This window comes from Kitasatospora sp. NPDC057595 (assembly GCF_042800875.1).
Lineage (GTDB): Bacteria > Actinomycetota > Actinomycetes > Streptomycetales > Streptomycetaceae > Kitasatospora.
Genome location: NZ_JBHVGL010000006.1, coordinates 53574 through 70884, shown reverse-complemented (window position 1 = coordinate 70884; position 17311 = coordinate 53574). Strand labels below are relative to the sequence as shown.

15 protein-coding genes and 3 riboswitches are annotated in these 17311 nt (G+C 74.2%); of the genes, 8 read left to right on the top strand and 7 right to left on the bottom strand.

What is annotated here, in order from left to right; all coding sequences use genetic code 11:
• Nucleotides 1-8: 8 nt before the first annotated feature.
• Nucleotides 9-473 (top strand): flagellar hook-length control protein FliK, encoded by a 465-nt coding sequence (locus ACFU9E_RS11980; RefSeq protein WP_380684141.1) that lies wholly within the window; start codon nt 9-11, stop codon nt 471-473.
• Nucleotides 474-597: 124 nt separating this feature from the next.
• Here ACFU9E_RS11980 and ACFU9E_RS11975 read toward each other — a convergent pair whose 3' ends face one another.
• The gene (locus ACFU9E_RS11975; RefSeq protein ID WP_380684139.1) at nt 598-2025 is read right to left on the bottom strand and encodes a hypothetical protein; all 1428 of its coding nucleotides are present in this window, start codon (nt 2023-2025) and stop codon (nt 598-600) included.
• A gap of 128 nt (nt 2026-2153) precedes the next feature.
• Nucleotides 2154-2231: riboswitch (cobalamin riboswitch) on the bottom strand.
• An 81-nt stretch (nt 2232-2312) separates the two neighbouring features.
• Nucleotides 2313-2452: riboswitch (cobalamin riboswitch) on the top strand.
• Nucleotides 2453-2555: 103 nt separating this feature from the next.
• Between ACFU9E_RS11975 and ACFU9E_RS11970 the strand changes: the two genes are divergently transcribed.
• From ACFU9E_RS11970 to tcmP, 7 genes are all read left to right on the top strand, one after another.
• Nucleotides 2556-5435 (top strand): prenyltransferase/squalene oxidase repeat-containing protein, encoded by a 2880-nt coding sequence (locus tag ACFU9E_RS11970; protein ID WP_380684138.1) that lies wholly within the window; start codon nt 2556-2558, stop codon nt 5433-5435.
• Complete coding sequence (locus tag ACFU9E_RS11965) at nt 5432-6697, top strand: hypothetical protein (protein WP_380714945.1); 1266 nt, start codon at nt 5432-5434, stop codon at nt 6695-6697. Before ACFU9E_RS11970 ends, ACFU9E_RS11965 begins: the two co-directional genes overlap by 4 nt.
• A 10-nt stretch (nt 6698-6707) precedes the next feature.
• Nucleotides 6708-7937 carry a CbiQ family ECF transporter T component gene (locus ACFU9E_RS11960; RefSeq protein WP_380684135.1) on the top strand — a complete coding sequence of 410 codons (1230 nt, stop codon included), beginning with the start codon at nt 6708-6710 and terminating at the stop codon, nt 7935-7937.
• Nucleotides 7934-9577, top strand: a complete 1644-nt coding sequence (locus ACFU9E_RS11955; RefSeq protein ID WP_380684134.1) for an ABC transporter ATP-binding protein — start codon at nt 7934-7936, stop codon at nt 9575-9577. The genes ACFU9E_RS11960 and ACFU9E_RS11955 overlap by 4 nt, the downstream gene beginning before the upstream one ends.
• Nucleotides 9574-10395, top strand: coding sequence for an ECF transporter S component (locus ACFU9E_RS11950; RefSeq protein WP_380684133.1), 822 nt, complete (start codon nt 9574-9576; stop codon nt 10393-10395). The genes ACFU9E_RS11955 and ACFU9E_RS11950 overlap by 4 nt, the downstream gene beginning before the upstream one ends.
• Nucleotides 10396-10413: 18 nt before the next feature.
• A complete protein-coding gene (locus ACFU9E_RS11945) occupies nt 10414-10746 on the top strand; it encodes a hypothetical protein (protein WP_380684132.1) in 333 nt (110 codons plus the stop codon).
• Nucleotides 10747-10916: 170 nt separating this feature from the next.
• Nucleotides 10917-11537 (top strand): three-Cys-motif partner protein TcmP, encoded by a 621-nt coding sequence (tcmP, locus tag ACFU9E_RS11940; RefSeq protein WP_380684131.1) that lies wholly within the window; start codon nt 10917-10919, stop codon nt 11535-11537.
• Between the two features lie 140 nt (nt 11538-11677).
• On the opposite strand, the gene ACFU9E_RS11935 is transcribed toward tcmP, so the two are convergent.
• The 6 genes from ACFU9E_RS11935 to ACFU9E_RS11910 all read right to left on the bottom strand — a co-directional run bounded on the left by ACFU9E_RS11935 (nt 11678) and on the right by ACFU9E_RS11910 (nt 17268).
• A complete protein-coding gene (locus tag ACFU9E_RS11935) occupies nt 11678-12418 on the bottom strand; it encodes a ferredoxin (protein WP_380684130.1) in 741 nt (246 codons plus the stop codon).
• Nucleotides 12415-13233 (bottom strand): ABC transporter ATP-binding protein, encoded by an 819-nt coding sequence (locus ACFU9E_RS11930; protein ID WP_380684129.1) that lies wholly within the window; start codon nt 13231-13233, stop codon nt 12415-12417. The genes ACFU9E_RS11935 and ACFU9E_RS11930 overlap by 4 nt, the downstream gene beginning before the upstream one ends.
• Nucleotides 13230-14309, bottom strand: a complete 1080-nt coding sequence (locus ACFU9E_RS11925) for a FecCD family ABC transporter permease (protein ID WP_380714943.1) — start codon at nt 14307-14309, stop codon at nt 13230-13232. Before ACFU9E_RS11925 ends, ACFU9E_RS11930 begins: the two co-directional genes overlap by 4 nt.
• Entirely contained in the window at nt 14306-15154 is an 849-nt protein-coding gene (locus tag ACFU9E_RS11920) for an ABC transporter substrate-binding protein (protein ID WP_380714941.1), read from the bottom strand. The genes ACFU9E_RS11925 and ACFU9E_RS11920 overlap by 4 nt, the downstream gene beginning before the upstream one ends.
• Before the next feature lie 217 nt (nt 15155-15371).
• Nucleotides 15372-15577: riboswitch (cobalamin riboswitch) on the bottom strand.
• Complete coding sequence (locus ACFU9E_RS11915) at nt 15564-15800, bottom strand: hypothetical protein (protein WP_380682628.1); 237 nt, start codon at nt 15798-15800, stop codon at nt 15564-15566. (Overlaps the previous riboswitch by 14 nt.)
• A 607-nt stretch (nt 15801-16407) precedes the next feature.
• Nucleotides 16408-17268 (bottom strand): helix-turn-helix transcriptional regulator, encoded by an 861-nt coding sequence (locus tag ACFU9E_RS11910; RefSeq protein ID WP_380682629.1) that lies wholly within the window; start codon nt 17266-17268, stop codon nt 16408-16410.
• Between the last annotated feature and the right edge of the window lie 43 nt (nt 17269-17311).

Below are 17311 nucleotides of genomic sequence, written 5' to 3'. Positions count from 1 at the left end.
GAGTCCTGATGACCGAGCACCTGACCCGCCGCACCCTCGGCTCGATCGCCGCCGTCGCGGCGCTGACCGCGAGCCTCCTCGGCGCCGGCGCCGTGCACGCCCCCGAGGCCCGGGCCGCCGCCTGCACCGGAACCACCGGCGTCACCGTCGTGGTCGACTTCACCGCGGTCGGCGGCGGCATCCAGACCGGCTGCGCCCTCGGCGACCCGGCCAGCGGCCTCGCCGCGCTCACCGGCGCCGGCTTCTCCTACACCTTCCACCCGCGCTACCCCGGCTTCGTCTGCACCATCAATGCCCTGCCGACGACCTGCACCAACCCCACCGGCAGCGCGTACTGGTCGTACTGGCACGCCCAGCACGGCGGGCCCTGGTCGTACAGCAGCCTCGGCGCCGGCAGCTACAACCCGGCCCCCGGCGATGTCGAGGGCTGGGCCTTCGGCGCCGGCGGCCAGCCGGGCATCACGGCGCCCTGAGCGTCGTCCTGAGCGCTCTGAGCTCCCTGCCGACGACGCACCGGTGCCCCGGTCCTCCGCGACGGAGACCGGGGCACCGGCGGTTCCGGGGGCGTTCAGGCCGTCCGGCGCGGCCGCTGCCGGATCAGCTGCCGTAGCGCAGCGAGACGGTGTCGCCCAGGTGGACGGTGGTGGCCCGGGTGGCGGCGATGGCGGTGGCGCCGTCCAGGCTCACCTTCCAGGTGGCGGAGCCGCTGTTGGCGGTGCCGTTGAGCGCGGTGATCGTCCCGCCGCCGGTGGCGGGGGTGACGGAGGTGACGCAGCCGGCCGGGGTGGCGGTGGCGGCCGCGTCGAGGACGTCGCCGAGCGTCGCGGTGGTGCCGGTCGGGGTGACGGTGACGGCGCAGACCTTGAGCGCGCCGGTGCCGTCGTCGACGACCAGGGCGAGCCTGGCGGCGGTGCCGGAGGTGAACGCGGTGGTGGCCGACCAGGTCGGCTCCCCGGCCGTGGCCGGGGCGGGCGGGGCGGCGGTGAACCCGGCACCGGCGACGGCGCGCAGGCCGTCGACGGAGGCGTAGGGGGAGGGTGCGGTGTCGCTCGGCTGGTACTTGAAGCCGCCGCCGGGCTTGAACTGCTGGGCGATCAGGAAGTCGACCGGGGTCTTGCCGGTGCCGCTGGTGAAGTCGGCGCCCTGGGGGTTGATTCCGCAGGCGTTGAGACCGGAGACGGCCCAGCCGTTGGAGTCGGTGTTGACGCCCCACAGGGCGTTGAACGCCCCGGAGGCCAGCAGCTTGCCCTTGAGGAAGTTCTTGGCGGCGACGACCGCCGGGTCGGTGTTGGGGACACCGCCGACGCACAGGGAAGCCATCGCGGCCCCGGTCATGTCGATGTCGCTGCCCGTGCCGAGCTCGGTGGGGTCACCGGCGGCCTTGGTGTAGTTCCAGCCGCCGTCCGTGTGCTGGTTGGCCCGCACAGCTGTGACGGAGGCGTCCAGCAGGGCCTGCGGAACGCGCTTGGCGCCGCCCTGGGTCTTGGCGCCGCCGAGGGCGAGGAGGCCGAACACGGTGCCGTTGAAGTTGGCGGACGGGCCCCAGTAGCCGGGTTCGGCGGTCTGCCAGTAGGAGACCGCGTCGGCGATCAGGTTGCGGCCGGGGCCGACGCGCGCGGGGTCGACGCCGGCGGCGTAGGCGTTCAGGATGCCCCGCTGGTAGTCGGTGACGACCGGTGAGGCGCCCGGCCAGCCGGCGGCGGCGAGCTGGTTGCGGTAGACGAGGCGGGCGTTCTTGGTGACGTCACCGCCCGGTGTCACGTCGGCCGCCGCGGTGCCGGCCGCGGCCAGCGCGCTGAAGGCCCACTCGTTGGAGAGCCCGCCGCCGGTGACGTAGCTGCCGTCGGCGGCCTGGAGGGACTTCAGGTAGGTGACGCCGGTGCTCTTGGAGGTGGCGATCTGGGCCGGGGTGGCGGTCGCGTGGGCGGGGACGGCCGACAGCAGCAGCGCCCCGGCCGCCAGTGACACGGTCACGGCGGAGGCGAGGCGGGAGGAGGTGGTGCGGGGCGTCGTGAGGAAGGTCACGGAACGGCTCCTTGGGGTGGCGGGCGCCGACCCGGCCCCGGCCCCGGCGCTCCCGGGGGAGCACGACGGCCGGAGCGGCCGCCGCCCGGATCGCGTGGGCAGGCTTTCGCCGTGGTACTCGGCCGGGCGGGCATTCGGGCTCGGGGTGCCGCAGCACACCACCCCACACCGCTGCGCGTCAGCCCCGGATTCGCACCGGGTTCCCCCGCTCGGCCACCGCGGACGCTACCGCACCGCCGGACGTTCCACGAGGTGGGGAAGGCGACATGACGCACCGTTGACTCCGACTCGCAGACGTGGTCAGATGAACCGGTTTTTCATCCTCGGTATCAGGGGAAGCCGGTCCGAATCCGGCGCTGACCCGCAACCGTAGATCCGCCCCAGCGGCGGATGAGCCGGAATGCCTGCACCGGGGCCTTGTCACAGAAGTGCTTGCGTCGTCGTGGACTACGACGCGGTCGGGGCGGTTCCTCCTGGGGGGAGCCGTCGGCTGCGCCGTGCGGACCCGATGACCGATCGGGGAGTCGCCAGTGAGGGCCAGGAACAGCCGTACGAGCCGCGGATTCCGAGGGCTCACGTCCCTTCTCGCCACCGGTGCCGTCGCGGTCGCCGCGGGCGGCACCGTCCTGCTCGCCCACCCCGGCCGGGCCGCCGCCGACCCGATCGAGGAATGCACGGCCACCACCGGCGCGATCGTCGCCGTCGACTTCGGCCACTGGGGCGGCGGGGTCGTCCGCGGTTGCGACGCCCGGCCCACGACCGGGATGAACCTGCTGCACAACGCGGGCTTCAGCACCACCGGCACCGAGCACGACGGCCCGGCCTTCATCTGCCGGCTCGGCAACGGGAGCTTCAACGGCGGCACCCAGTACCCGACCGCCGCCGAGGAACCCTGCACCAACACCCCGCAGGCGACGGCCTACTGGTCCTACTGGATCGCCGAGCCCGGCCAGGACACCTGGTCCTACAGCAGGTTCGGCGCCGCCACCCAGAAGCCCAAGCCCGGCGAGGTCGAGGCCTGGGTCTACGGTGGCACCGACATCGGCGGCACCAGCGGGAAACCGACCTTCACCCCGGACTCCGTCCGCGCCAGGAACGGCGGACCGTCGCCCACCGCGACCCCGACCGCCTCCCCGAGCCCGACCGCCCCGACGTCCTCCGAGGGCGACCCGAAGGCCGCGGCGGCATGGCTGGCCGGCCGACTGGTCGGCGGCGAGTACATGGGGAACTGGGCCTTCGAAGGCCCCGACTTCCCCCGGACCTCCCTCACCGCGATCGCCCTGGCGGCCGCCGGCACCCAGGACCCTGCCCTGCGCAAGGTCGTCGGCTACCTCGCGGCGCACACCGGCGAGTTCCTGTACCCGGACGGACCCGCCGGGAAGCCCGACGCCAGGGCCGCCGCGCTGCTGGCCCTGGTCGCCGAGAGCACCGAGGGCAACCCCCGGGACTTCGGCGGCCGCGACCTGATCGCCGCCCTCACCGACCACCTGTGCACCGCGCAGGGCGAGAACGGGAAGTGCACGGCCGCTGGGGACTTCCACGGCGCCGCCTCGCCGTGGGTCCAGGCGTGGGCCGTGATCGCCCTGCGGCGCGCCGGTGTCACGCCGCCGCCCCAGGCGCTCGCCCGCTTCACCGTCCTCCAGTGTGCCGACGGCGGGACCGCCGGTTCGATGATCGTGGCCGGGGGCTCCTGCGAGTCCGACCCGGTGGCCACCGGCCTCACCGTCCTCGCGCTCCGCGGAACGGCCGGGGGCGAAGCCGTCGCGAAGAAGGCCTCGGACTGGCTCACGGCGAGCCAGCAGACCGACGGCTCCTACGCCCCGTACGCCGGTGCCGCCGGGGACACGGTGAGCACCGCCGCCGCGGCCCAGGTCCTGCGGGCCACCGGCCAGGGGTCCAAGGAGGCGTCCGCCAAGGCTTGGGTGAGCGCGCGGCAGAACACGGACGGCGGCTTCGGCCCCGACGAGTCGACGACCGAGTCCGACCCGGCCACCACCGAACAGGCGATCCTGGCCCTGACCGGCACCGACCCGACCACGGTCCGCCACGATCCGAACGGCGCCACCACCCCGCCGACCACGCCCGCCGGCCGGACCCCCGACCTCGCCAAGGGCAGCTCCTACCTCACCGCCCCCGCGAACCTGATCGGCGGCCACTACTACGAGGGCTTCCCGGACTTCGCGGACTTCGGCCTCACCATCGACGGAGCCTTCGCGCTCGCCGCCACGGGCACGGACGACGCGGCCCTGCGCCGGATCGTGGACTTCCTCGACCAGCAGGGCAAGGACGGCGGCGAGCGCACCGTCAACGACTGGACCGCGATCGGCACCGAGTTCGCCGGAGGCGGCTCCATCGCCAAGGAGGCGCTGCTCGCCGAGGCCGTCGGCCGCGACCCGCGCGCCTTCGGCGGCCACGACCTGATCGCCGCCCTCGCCGCAGCCGTCTGCGCCAAGGCCGACGCGGCCACCGGCTGCGCCGGCCCCGGCAACTACACCTACGCCACCTCGGTGTTCTCCCAGGCGCTCGGCATCATGGCGCAACTGCGCGCCGGCGACACCGCGAACGCGGACTCCGCGGTCGCCTACCTGAATAGCCTCCAGCACGCCGACGGCTCCTGGCCGAGCCTGATCCCCGCCACCGGCGACTCCGACGTGGACAGCACCGCGATGGCGGCCATGGCGCTCGCGCTCGTCCCCGGCACCGAGGCCGCTCAGGCGGTCGACAAGGGCATCTCCTGGCTGGCGGGTCGGCAACTGCCGGACGGGGGCTTCCCCGGCGCGGCCGGCAACTCCACCAACTCGGCCGCGCTCGCCGTCCAGGGCATGAGTCTGCGCCAGTCCGCGTACGCCCCCCGGATCGCGAAGGCGCTCGACTTCCTCGCCGGACAGCAGAACGGCGACGGCGGCTTCAACGTCGCCTCCGAGGGCCAGCGGGGCTCGGACGTGCGGGCCTCCGCCCAGGCGGTGGGAGGCGCCACCGGGATCTCCTTCGGCACCCTGCGCCGGGACCTCGGAGGCTCTCCGACCCCCACCCCGACCCCCACCGCCACCTCGACGCCGACCGGCTCTCCGACCCCCACGGCGACCTCGACCCCGACCGCGAGCGGCAGCCCCTCGCCGTCCCCGACGGTCACCGCCTCCCCGGCACCGACCGGAACGTCTGCGGCCGCCACCACCCCCGGGAACGCGCCCACCGGTGCTCCGGTCCCGGGTGACGGAGGCGGCGCAGGCCGGGGCGGCGGGGCGCCGATCGATGCCACGCCGGCCGGGACGGACACCGGAAGCCTGGCACGCACCGGAGCCGAGACGCTGGGTCTGGCGACCGCCGCGGCCCTGCTGGCCGCCGTCGGAGCGGGCGCGGTCCTGATCGCCCGCCGCCGCGCGGGATCGACCCCGGGGCGTCACCGGTGACCCGGCGGCTCGGCCGGCTGTTCGGAGCCGCCGGCGTGACGCTCGCCCTCGCGTCCGGCGGGCTCGGCACGGCCGTGACCCCGGCGACTGCGGCGCCACTGCCCATCGAGCAGTGCACCACCAGCTCCGGCGTGGTGCTCGCCGTGGACTTCGGCAAGTGGGGCGGGCCGCTGCTGCGCTCCTGCGGCACGACCCCCACCACCGGCTACACCTTGCTCAACCAGGGCGGCTGGAAGACCACCGGCACCGGGCACGACGGTCCGGCGTTCATCTGCCGGATCGGCTACAGCGGGTTCCAGGGCGGCAAGCAGTTCCCCGCCCCGGACCAGGAGAAGTGCGTCCTGACGCCCCCGGCCACGGCCTACTGGTCGTACTGGCACGCGGACCCGGGCCAGAACGAGTGGTCGTACAGCCAACTGGGCGCGATGAGCTACCAGCCGAAACCGGGCAGTGTCGACCTGTGGATCTTCGGCGGCACGAACATCGAGGGCACGGAGGGGCGGCCCACCTTCTCGCCGGACACCGTGCGCGCCCACAACACGGTGCCCGGCGGTGGAACGGCCACCACCCCCGCCCAGCCCTCGCCATCGACCGACCCCGGAAGCGGCAGCACCGGCGGTTCCACCAGCGGTTCCACCGGGGGCAGCACCGGTGGCTCCACCGGCGGTGCGGCGGCCGGCGGTGGTACCTCGTCCGGCGGGAGCGGCTCGTCCGGCGGCGGCAACCCGTCCGGCGGCGGTACCTCGTCCGGTGGCACCGGATCCACCGGAGGCACCGGTTCCACCGGAGGCTCGACATCCTCCGGCGGTGGCACCGGACCGGGCGGATCCTCCGGCGGCGGCAGTGCAAGCGGTGGAGGCACGGCGCCGAAGCGGCCGACCGCGGCCCCGAGCGCCACCTCCGGCGCCGCTCCTCCCCGGCCGACGACCCCGCCGGCCGAGGTGCCGACCGCAGTGGTGCCGCTACCGGAGACCACGGAGCCCCCGGCCCCGAGCGGCGAGAGCACCGAGCCGCCCGCTCCGGCGCCGTCGGAGACGCCTGCGGCCGTCGAGACCGCTCCCGCGCCGGAGTCCCCGACCGAGACACCGGCCCCGTCGGCGTCCGTGAACGCCGCAGGGCCGCTGGTGGTGGACGCGGCCCCGGCGGCCGAGGCCCCGCACGACGCCGGGTCGATGGTCCCCGCCGTGGTCGGCGGTGCCCTCCTGGTGCTCCTGGGGCTGGTCACCTTCGGCGTCGCGCGCCGTCGCCGCCGGGCCGAGTGACCGGGTGACCATGCCCGGCACACCCGACACCGGCCTCCCCCGACCCGCCTCCGGGCGCACCGGGGGAGGCCGGCGCAGCCCGCGCGACCTCCACCCCCTGGCCTGGTGGACCTGGGCCCTGGCCCTGGCGACCGCCGCGAGCCGCACCACCAACCCGCTGCTGCTCCTGCTCGTCCTCGCCGTCCTCGGCTACGTCGTCACCGCCCGCCGCACCGAGGCCCCATGGGCCCGGGGCTTCAAGTACTACCTGGTGCTGGCACTCACGGTGGTGGCGATCCGGGTGGTGTTCCGCTGCGTCTTCGCCACCGGCATCACACCGCACGACCACCTGCTCTTCTCGCTGCCCCACATCCCGACCCCCGCCTGGTACGCGGGCATCCGGATCGGCGGGCCGGTCTCGCTGGAGGCCACCCTCTCGGCGGCCTTCGACGGACTGCGCCTCGCCTGCCTGATCTGCTGCATCGGCGCCGCCAACACCCTCGCCAACCCCAAACGCGCCCTTCGCGTCCTGCCCGGCGCGCTCTACGAGCTCGGCGTCGCCGTGACGGTGTCGCTCAGCGTCGCCCCGCAGCTGGTCCAGAGCGTCCAACGGGTCGCGCGGGCACGGCGGTTGCGGGCGGGCCGGGCCAAGGGCGTGCGGGCCCTGCGCGGCATCGTCGTCCCGGTTCTGGAGGACGCCCTGGAGCGCTCGCTGCACCTGGCCGCCGCGATGGACTCGCGCGGCTACGGACGCTCGGGTACCGCCACCCGCCGCTCCCGCCGGACCACCGGCGCCCTGATACTGCTCGGCATGTGCGGGCTCTGCGCCGGGGTGTACGGGTTGCTGGACGGAACCGCCCCCGCCGCGCTCGGACTGCCCGCCTTCGTCATCGGTGCCGGGCTGTGCGTGGCCGGGCTGCTGCTCGGGGGCCGCCGGGTACGGCGCACCACCTACCGCCCGGACCGCTGGCGGGCCGCCGAGTTCGGGGTCGCCGGCTGCGGGATGGCCGCCGCCGTCCTGCTGTTCGCCACGGTCGGCTACGCCGCCACCGACCTCAACCCCTCCCTCTACCCGCTGAGTTGGCCGACGCTGCCGCCGGTCCCGGTGCTCGCCCTGCTGCTGGCCGGCGCCGCCGGCGTCATCGCACCGCCACCCGGCCGCCCGACGGTGCCCGGTGCCGTGCCCCGTCCGCGGGGCGGGACGGCCGCGCCCACGCGTACCGACAGTGCCGACCACCCGTCCACCGAGGTGACCAAGTGATCCGATTCGACCAGGTCGGCGTGGTGTACGACGGCGAGACCACTCCGGTCCTGCACGACGTCGATCTGCACATCCCGGAGGGCGAGCTCTGCCTGGTGGTCGGCCGCACCGGCGTCGGCAAGTCGACCCTGCTCGGCGCCGTCAACGGCTTGGTCCCGCACTTCACCGGCGGCACCCTGCGCGGCCGGGTGACCGTCGACGGCCGGGACACCGCCCACCATCCGCCACGTGAACTGGCCGACGTGGTCGGCGTGGTGGGCCAGGACCCGCTGGCCGGCTTCGTCACCGACACGGTGGAGGAGGAGCTCGCCTACGTCATGGAGCAACTGGCCGTCCCGCCGGAGGTGATGCGCAAGCGCGTGGAGGAGACCCTCGACCTGCTCGGCCTGGCCGACCTGCGCCACCGCGCGCTCCACGAGCTCTCCGGCGGTCAGCAGCAGCGCGTCGCGATCGGCTCCGTGCTGACCGCGCACCCCCGGGTCCTGGTCCTGGACGAGCCGACCTCCGCCCTGGACCCGACCGCGGCCGAGGAGGTGCTCGCCGCCGTCACCCGGCTGGTCCACGACCTCGGCGTCACCGTCCTGCTCGCCGAACACCGCCTGGAGCGCGTCGTCCAGTACGCCGACCGGGTCGCCTACCTGCCCGGTGACGGCACCGTCGTGCACGGCCCGCCCGCGGAGGTCTTCCGGGGCACGACGGTCGCGCCGCCCGTCGTCGACCTCGGACGCCTGGCCGGCTGGGAGCCGTTGCCGCTCTCCGTCCGCGACGCCCGCCGCGCCGCCGCGCCGCTGCGCGAGCGGCTCACCGAGGTGCGCGTCCCCCCGCCGCGCCCGGCGGCCACAACGGGGGAGACCGTGCTGGAGGCCCGCAAGGTGGTCGTCCGCCACGGTCCGGTGACCGCCGTCCGGGAGGCCGGACTGGAGCTGCGGGCCGGGGAGGTCACCGCCCTGATGGGGCGCAACGGCTCCGGCAAGTCGTCCCTCCTCTGGGCCCTCCAGGGTTCCGGGCCCCGGCAGGGCGGCAGCGTGCGGGTCGCGGGGACCGGCGGAGGACAGCCCAAGGACCCCAGACGGGGCTCTGCGGCGGAGGCCCGCCGGCTGGTGGGACTCGTCCCGCAGACCCCCACCGACCTGCTGTACCTGGAGACGGTCGCCGAGGAACTCGGCCAGGGTGACCGCGAGTCCGGCCGGGCGGCCGGGGCGACCGCGCGGCAGATCCTCGACCGTCTCGCCCCCGGAATCCCCGACGACAGCCATCCCCGCGACCTCTCCGAAGGCCAGAAACTCGCCCTCGTCCTGGCGATCCAGCTGGCCGCGGCACCCCGGGTGGTCCTGCTGGACGAACCCACCCGAGGGCTCGACTACCACGCCAAGGAGGCGCTCGTCGGCATCGTCGACGCCCTGGCCGCCGAGGGACGCACGGTCATGGTCTCCACCCACGACGTCGAGTTCGTCGCCTCCGCCGCCGACCGCGTGGTGGTGATGGCCGAAGGCGAGATCGTCGCCGACGGCCCCACCGCCGACGTCATCGTCGCCTCACCCACCTTCTCCCCCCAGACCGCCAAGATCCTGGCGCCACTGCCCTACCTGACGGTCGCCCAGGTGGCGAAGGCCCTGGAGACCGCGGAGGCCGCCCGATGACCGCCGTCCGGATCCCAGGCCGGGCCCGCGTGGTCGTCGCCCTCGCCGCCTTCGTCGGCCTGGTCGCCTTCACCTGGCCGTTCGTCGTCGCCCCCGGGAAGTTCGGCTCCAACTACGCCCCACCGCTGATCTTCGGCGCCCTGCTGGTCCTGGTCCTCGCCGTCGTGATCGCCGAGATCGCCTCCGGCGGCATCGACGCCAAGGCCCTCGCCATGCTCGGCGTCCTCTCCGCCGTCAACGCCGCACTCCGGCCGCTCGGCGCCGGCACCGCCGGGGTCGAGACGGTCTTCTTCGTCCTCGTCCTCGCCGGACGCGTCTTCGGCCCCGGTTTCGGCTTCACCCTCGGCTGCACCTCCCTGTTCGCCTCGGCCCTCCTCACCGGGGGCGTCGGGCCGTGGATGCCCTACCAGATGTTCGGCTGCGCCTTCGTCGGCCTGCTCGCCGGGCTGCTCCCGCGAACCCGGCGGCGCTGGGAGGTCCCGATGCTGGCCGCCTACGGGGCCTTCTCCGGCTACCTCTTCGGCTTCCTGCTGAACCTCTCCTTCTGGCCGTTCTCCACCGACCCGAACAGCTCCATCGCCTACCTGCCCGGCCTCCCCTTCACCGAGCAGTGGCACCGCTACCTGCTCTTCGACCTCGCCACCTCCCTCGGCTGGGACACCGGCCGCGCCGTCACCACCTTCACCGCTGTCCTCGTCGTCGGCCCCGCCGTCCTCACCGTCTTCCGCCGCGCCGCCCGCCGCGCCAACTTCGAACCCACCGTGCGCTTCGAGACGCCGGAGGCCACCGGCCGGCCGGCCGCGGAGCCAGTCCGGTAGTCGGAAAGGGTCATCACCATGCCGAAGGCCGGGAAGCCCCGGACGGAGACCGTGGACGGGGTGCAGGTCGTCGTCCTGTCCCCGGAGCAGTACGACGGGCTGGAGGCCAACCGGCGCCGGGTCGGGGGCCTGCAGACCCTGGTCGCCCGGATGAAACAGGAGCTGCGCCACGGGCGCGGGCTGCTGAGGGAGGTGGAGCAGCTGCTGGCGGAGCTTCCCGCCGAGCTGCTCGCGGACCTGGAGGACCGGATGGATCCGGGTCGCGGGCTCTCCGAGCTGCTCGGTGACATCCGTGCGGCACTGCCGGCCGGCGCCGCGTCGTCCGGACGCTCCGACACGCCCGGGAAGTGACGCCGCGTGGCCCCGTCGGCCGAGCCGGAGCGGCCGGAACCGCGTTGACCACCGGTGAGTCGGCTGTCGCACGTGGTACTGGACCGGACGGCGGTCTTTACGGACGGGCTGCGGCTCGCCCACCCTGGAACGGTCGACGAGTCGTGCGGGTCTCGGGCCGGGAGGGACGGATGTCGAAGGGCACCTCGGGGGAGTGCTGGACCGCGCCGGCGCTGCCCAGCCGGTTCAAGCACGACCTGTTGAGCCGGTACATACCGAAGTTCGGCGGAATGACCGGCTCACCGGGGGGTGAAGTGGTCTACCTGGACGGGTACGCGGGAGAGGGACGCTATCTCAACGGCGAGTCCGGGTCGGCCGACCGTGTGCTCAGGGTCGCGGCAGCGCACCAGGACCGAGGACAGGTCCGCTGGACGTGCTTCTTCGCCGAGAGGTCCGCCGAGTCGTTCGTCCAGCTCGAAACACTGGTGAACGAGTACCGGTCCCGAGGGGTGGATGCCCGGGCGTTCCACGGCGACGTCCACGGGCTGGTGGACGAGGTCCTCGCCGCGGCGGTCGGCAGGCCGCTGTTCCTGTTCCTCGACCCGTGCGGCCTCGCGTTGCCGTTCGAGCGCCTGGTGGACATCCTCGCGCGTCGCCGGAGCACGGCGAGGTGGCCGCCCACCGAGCTGCTGCTCAACTTCAGCATGATGGCCGTGCGCCGGATCGGCGGGAACTCGCACTCCCCGAAGGGCAACGAACGCACCAACGAGCGGCTGGACGCGGTCTGCGGCGGCACCTGGTGGCGCCGCTAGTTCGGCCGCCATACCGAGGTCGAGGAGGCGAATGGCGGGGCCGTGGCCGACCATGCCGACGAGGCTGCTTCACCGCGCCGTGGGTGGATCGCCGCGGGCCGGGAACGGGGTTCACCCCGCTCCCGTGCCGGTGATCGTGATCAGCCGTGGTGGCCTGTCTGCTCCTTCCGGTGGCGGGGAAGCCGATGGGACTCCACCGGTCGTCCGCCGGTGAGGTGCTCGGTGACGATGCGGTCTGCGGCGGCCGGGTCGACCTTCCCGTACCAGATGTCGTCGGGCTGGACGCTGACGACGGGGGCCTGGTTGCAGGGGAACTGGCATCCCGTCTGGGTGACGAGCACGTCGTCGTCGCCGAGGCCCTGCTCGGTCAGCCCCTGTACCAGGGCGCGCAGTCCTTCCTCCGCGCCCATGGCCGTGCAGCGCGGGCCGCGGCACACCAGCACCTGGTGCCGGTGGCCGGGGACGTCCTCCCAGGCCGCCGACGTGAGACCGGGCTCCGCGCCGGTGACGGCCTTCGTCACCCCGGCCACCGTGGCGACCGCCTCGGGCGAGTCGGCGAGGCGGGTCGCGACGAGGAGTTCGGGGCGGTGACCCGCGCGCTCGTGCCACCAGTGCGCGGCGATCCGCCGGAGCCAGGAGTGGGCGGGGCCGGAGGCCGCGAGGCGGACGCCGACCACGAGTACGGTCCCGGTGCCCGCGTCGGCCAGTCTGGTCAGCTCGGCCGACAGGGAGGGGTCCGCCTGCTGCAGGAACGCGATCGAGGCCCGGTGCGGGGCCGCCGCCCGGAGGAGCTCGTCGCGGCGGACGGCTTCCGCGATCGACATGCCGACCAGGAGCACGGCGCTGCGGCGGGCGGGGGCGTCCGGGACAGGGGAGGTCATGATGCTGTCCTTTCGCGGAGCAGTCCGTTCCACCGGATGTGCGGTCGGTCGTGCCGGGGGTGCCGTTCCACGGTGGCGTCGACGCCGTAGACGTCCGCGATCATCGACGAGGTGAGCACCTCGGAGCCGGGCCCGTGGGCGACCAGCCGGCCGTCGCGCAGGACGGCGATGTCGTCGCAGTAGGCGGCGGCGAGTTCGAGGTCGTGCAGCGCGGCCACCGTGGTGATGCCCAGCCCGCGTACGGTGCCGAGGAAGCCGAGCTGGTGGCGCAGGTCGAGGTGGTTGGTGGGTTCGTCGAGTAGGAGCACACCCGGCTCCTGCACCAGCGCCCGCGCGAGCTGGACCCGTTGGCGCTCGCCACCGGACAGCGTCGGCCAGGACCGGTCGAGCAGGTGGCCGACGTCGGCCGCCGCGACGGCGCCGGCGATCACGGACCGCTCGTGGGCGTCGGCGGCGGCGTTCGCCGGGACGGGCCAGCGGCCGCGGTGCGGGGTGCGTCCGAGCTCGACGACCTGACGGACCGGCAGCGACAGCCGGGTGTCCGCCTGCTGCTCCATGAAGGCCACCTCGCGGGCCCGTCGGCGGGCCGTGAGCGCGTGCAGGTCCTCCCCGTTCAGGAGGACCCGTCCGGCGCTCGGCCTGGTCAGTCCGGCGACCGTGCGCAGCAGGGTGGTCTTCCCCGCGCCGTTGGGCCCGAGCAGGCCGGTGACCCGGCCGGGGGCGAACGCGAGCGAGACCGCGTCCAGCAGGGTGGCTCCGCCGACCCGGACCCGGAGTCCCTCGGCGCGCAGCTCGACGGGGGGCGTCGCCGTCACTGTCCCCTCCCGTCGGCCCGGCCCTGGCGCCACAGCAGCCAGGCGAAGAAGGGTGCTCCGAGCCCGGCGGTGACGACGCCGACGGGGATCTCCCGGTCGGGGAGGACCGAGCGCGCCACGATGTCGCTGCCCACCAGGAGGGCCGCGCCCACCAGCGCCGACACGGGCAGCAGGACGGCGTGGCGCGGGCCGCAGACGAGGCGGACCACGTGCGGGACGACCAGGCCGAGGAACCCGATGACGCCGGTGTGGGCGACCAGGCAGGCGGTCACCAGTGCGGCGGTGGCGACCAGGACCCAGCGGGTGCGCTCGACGTGGACGCCGAGCGAGCGCGCGGCGGTCTCGCCGAACGCAAAGGCGTCCAGGTCACGGGCCGAGCAGGCCAGGACCGTGACCCCGGTCAGCGCGACCGCGGTCAGGAAGACGGCGGTGGGCCACCGCACGCCGGCGACCGAGCCGAGCGTCCACTCCATGACGCCGCGCGCCGCGTTGCGGTCCCCGAGGACCAGCACGGCGAAGGAGGTGTAGGCCCCGCACATCTGTCCCACGGCGATGCCCGCCAGCACGGTCCGGGTGGTCGGCAGCGTTCGGGTGCGGGCACCGGCCAGGGCCAGCACGACCACGGCGGCGAGCAGGGCACCGGCGAACGCCGCCGTCGCCACCGCGCCGGTACCCACGGCGCCGGACACGCCGACGCCGAGGACGATCACGGTGACGGCGCCGGCGGCGGCCCCGTCCGAGATCCCGAGCAGGAAGGGATCGGCCAGGTCGTTGCCGGTCAGGGTCTGCAGCACGGCGCCGCAGACCGCGAGGCCGGCGCCGGTGGCAGCCGCTCCCAGAACCCGGGGCAGCCGCAACTGCCAGACGATCTGGTCGTCCAACAGCGTCACGTGCGGGTCGCCCAGCCCGAGACGGCGCACCACGACCTCGATCACCGTCCGGACCGGCTCGTGCTGCGAGCCCACGGCCAGACCGAGGAGCACGGTGGTCAGGAGCAGGGCTCCGGCCGCGGCCAGGACCCCCGCCGTGCGGCCGGGACCGGCGGGCCGCACGGCGGGGCGGGGTGCGGCGGTCATGAACCCTGGCGCAGTCGGCCCAGTTCCGCCGACACCCGGGCGGCGCCGTCGGCGAGCAGCACACCGGGGGTCGACTCGGAGAACGGCACCACCACGAAGGCCTTGCGCTGCACTGCGGTGAGCCTGCTGAGCACCGGGTCGCCCTGCAGGTAGTCGATCTTGGACTGGGCGGTGTCCCAGTCGGCGTCCGCGAGCACGATGGCGTCGGGATCCGCGGCGACGACCTTCTCCCAGCTCACGCTCTGCCAGCTGCCGGGCAGGTCCGCGAAGACGTTGCGGGCGCCCACGGCGTCGAGCACGAGCTGCGGTCCGCCGTGGCCGGCGCCGACGTACGGCGTCTTGGTGTCCGAGTCGAACCACAGGACCTTCAGGTTCTTGCCCGTTGCCGTCGCCGTGAACCCCGCCAGCTGGTCCTCCTGCTGCCGCTGAATCGCGGCGGCCCGTTCCGGTACGCCGAACACCTTGGCGACGTCGTTCAGTTCGCCCCACATCGCCTGCCACGTGGTCGGCGGTACCTGACTCTTGTCCGAGCAGCCGAACGGGGACAGGTAGGACGCGATGCCCTGGCCGCGCAGTTCCTCCCGGGTGCCCGCGACCTTCTCGGTGTACGCGCTGGAGTAGGAGGCGTACAGGAAGTCGGGCCGGGCGGTGAGGAGCTTCTCCTTCGTCGGGTAGTCCTTGGAGAGCACCGGGACGGAGTCGTAGGCCGCCTTCCACTTCTCCGGGACGGGGTTGTCGAGGAAGGCGGTTCCGGCCATGCGGGACTCCAGGCCGAGGGCCAGGGCCACCTCGGTGGCACCCTGGTTGAGCGTCACCAGCCGCTCGGGCGGGGCGCCGACCGTCACAGTGGTCCCGCAGTTGTCCACGCTGACCGGCGCAGCACTTCCGCCCGTCGCAGTGGACGCGACGGGCGCGGGGGCGCCCGCGCAGGCGCCGAGCACACCGGTGAACAGAACGACCGCGACCGCCCGGCCGGCACGTACCCGACCTGCGGGGCGTGCGGAACGTATGGACGCAAACGGGTACGGCAAAGTGCGGGGCACGTGTTCTCCAAAACCCTCGTGGAACATGTCGCGCCGTGGCCGGTCTCCTGGCTTCCGCATCGACGCACCGCAGCCGACCTTCCCGGGTGGCTCTTCGAGCCGTCCCAGTGGCCCTGACCGCTGGCGGAGCCGGTCAGCGAGGGCCGCGGCACTCCGCGGCAACAGTGGCGAGGGCCGCACCGGACTCAGACCGGTTTCCCGAACACCATGGCTATCGCAAACTATCAGGCGTGGCCAGACCGGTGCCGACCAGTACCTGGGATGATCGTTCGGACTCTTCGCCGACCAGCGCGGTGGCACCTCGACGTTCCTCGAGTACTCCCTCATGGTGAGCGTTTGCCTGAGTGCTGTCCTGGGTGGCGAAGCCGGACTCCTCGGCCTGCCGTCCGGCGGCGTTGCGGTAGCGGATCTTGTACTCGTCTTGTACTCGTGCGGGCACCTCGGCCACCGGCTCTCGGGGTGCTCGCACTCCTTGAAGAGGCTGCCCATGCCGCGGACGAGGTTGATGGTGGCCATGGTGTCGACTCCCGGGTGTCTTGCTACGTCGGTATCGACGTGCACCGCAAGCGGTCCCAGATCGCCGTGATCGACGAGGACGGCGCGGTGCGGGTCAACCGCAACGTCCCCAACGGCGTGGAGACGGTGCTCGCGGTGATCGGGGATCTGCCGATCGGCACCCCGGTCGCGTTCGAGGCCGCCTACGGCTGGGGCCGGCTGGTCGAACTCCTGGAGGACTACGGCACGGGAGCCGATGCGGCGGCTGATCGTACCGAGGGCGGCGATGATGTCGGCGCAGAACTGCCGGTTCTTGAAGAGCCCCAGGTCGAGCAGGGGGTGGTCGCTGCGCAGGCAGCGCCGTACGAACCAGGTGAGGGTGAGCGCGGCGAGCGCGAGGGCGGTCCAGGCGGAGGGCACGGCGAGGTGGACTCCTCGCCGAACTGCTTGATCGCCCACACCAGGGCGACCATGCCGACCGGGGAGAGCGGCGCAGAAGGGGAGCACCGAAGCCCGTACGGGGTTCCGTACGGGCTTCGGCGCGTGCCGGGGCGGTGCGGTCAGCCCGCCTGCTGGACGGGCAGCGGGCGCAGCGGGCGGTCCACCAGGTCGGTCATCCTGCTGCGATCCTCGGCGGCGACCGGGGTGAAGAGCAGCACCAGGGCGGAGGGGTCGTCCACCGGGTGGAAGGAGGAGAGCGAGAGCCGGACGGGCCCGACGCCGGCCGGCTCCACGGTGACCGTGCGGGCGGTCAGTTCGGCCACCGAGTGGCAGCCCCACCAGTGGCGCAGCTCTGGTGCGTCCTGGTCGAGCCGGCGGTACAGCTCGCCGGTGCGAGGGTCGGCGAGGGCCGGGCCGGCCTGGGCGCGGAAGTGCTGGAAGACGTTCATGGCCAGCGGCTCCCAGTCGCGCAGCACACCGCGCAGCCTGCGGTCGGCCGCCATCAGCCACATCAGGTTGCGCCGGTCGGCGGGGACGGCCTCCGGCGGGCCCCAGAGCGCGGCCCAGGCGGCGTTCCAGCCGAGCATGTCGAAGTGGCGGTCCAGCAGCACGGCCGGGCTGGCCGGCCAGGAGTCCAGCACCGGCTGGACGGCGCTGGCCAGCCGGGCGGCGGCGCCGTCCGCCGGGGCGGCCGGCTCGTGGTAGCCGGCCAGCCGCATGGCGTGCCGCAGCCCGGCCGCGTCAAGCCGCAGCGCCCGGGTGACCGCCTCCAGGACCTGCCGAGAGGTGGTCACCCGGCCCTGCTCCAGCCAGGTGTACCAGGCCAGCCCGACCCCCGAGAGCGAGGCCACCTCCTCCCTGCGCAGGCCCGGGGTGCGGCGGCGTGCGGTGGACAGCAGGCCGACATCGGCGGGCTTGAGCCGCTCGCGGTGGGCGCGCAGAAACGCGCCGAGTTCCTGGCTGGCGAGGGGAGATGACATGGCGTGGGCTCCTCGGGGGGGGCGGGGCTGCGTCGTACCTCAG

What these genes read in the sequence shown, in the direction of transcription:
- ACFU9E_RS11945 (WP_380684132.1), top strand. Translation starts at nt 10,414, where the DNA reads ATGCCGAAGGCCGGGAAGCCCCGGACGGAGACCGTGGACGGGGTGCAG.
- ACFU9E_RS11925 (WP_380714943.1), bottom strand. Translation starts at nt 14,309, where the DNA reads ATGACCGCCGCACCCCGCCCCGCCGTGCGGCCCGCCGGTCCCGGCCGC.
- ACFU9E_RS11910 (WP_380682629.1), bottom strand. Translation starts at nt 17,268, where the DNA reads ATGTCATCTCCCCTCGCCAGCCAGGAACTCGGCGCGTTTCTGCGCGCC.
- tcmP (WP_380684131.1), top strand. Translation starts at nt 10,917, where the DNA reads ATGTCGAAGGGCACCTCGGGGGAGTGCTGGACCGCGCCGGCGCTGCCC.
- ACFU9E_RS11950 (WP_380684133.1), top strand. Translation starts at nt 9,574, where the DNA reads ATGACCGCCGTCCGGATCCCAGGCCGGGCCCGCGTGGTCGTCGCCCTC.
- ACFU9E_RS11960 (WP_380684135.1), top strand. Translation starts at nt 6,708, where the DNA reads ATGCCCGGCACACCCGACACCGGCCTCCCCCGACCCGCCTCCGGGCGC.
- ACFU9E_RS11935 (WP_380684130.1), bottom strand. Translation starts at nt 12,418, where the DNA reads ATGACCTCCCCTGTCCCGGACGCCCCCGCCCGCCGCAGCGCCGTGCTC.
- ACFU9E_RS11980 (WP_380684141.1), top strand. Translation starts at nt 9, where the DNA reads ATGACCGAGCACCTGACCCGCCGCACCCTCGGCTCGATCGCCGCCGTC.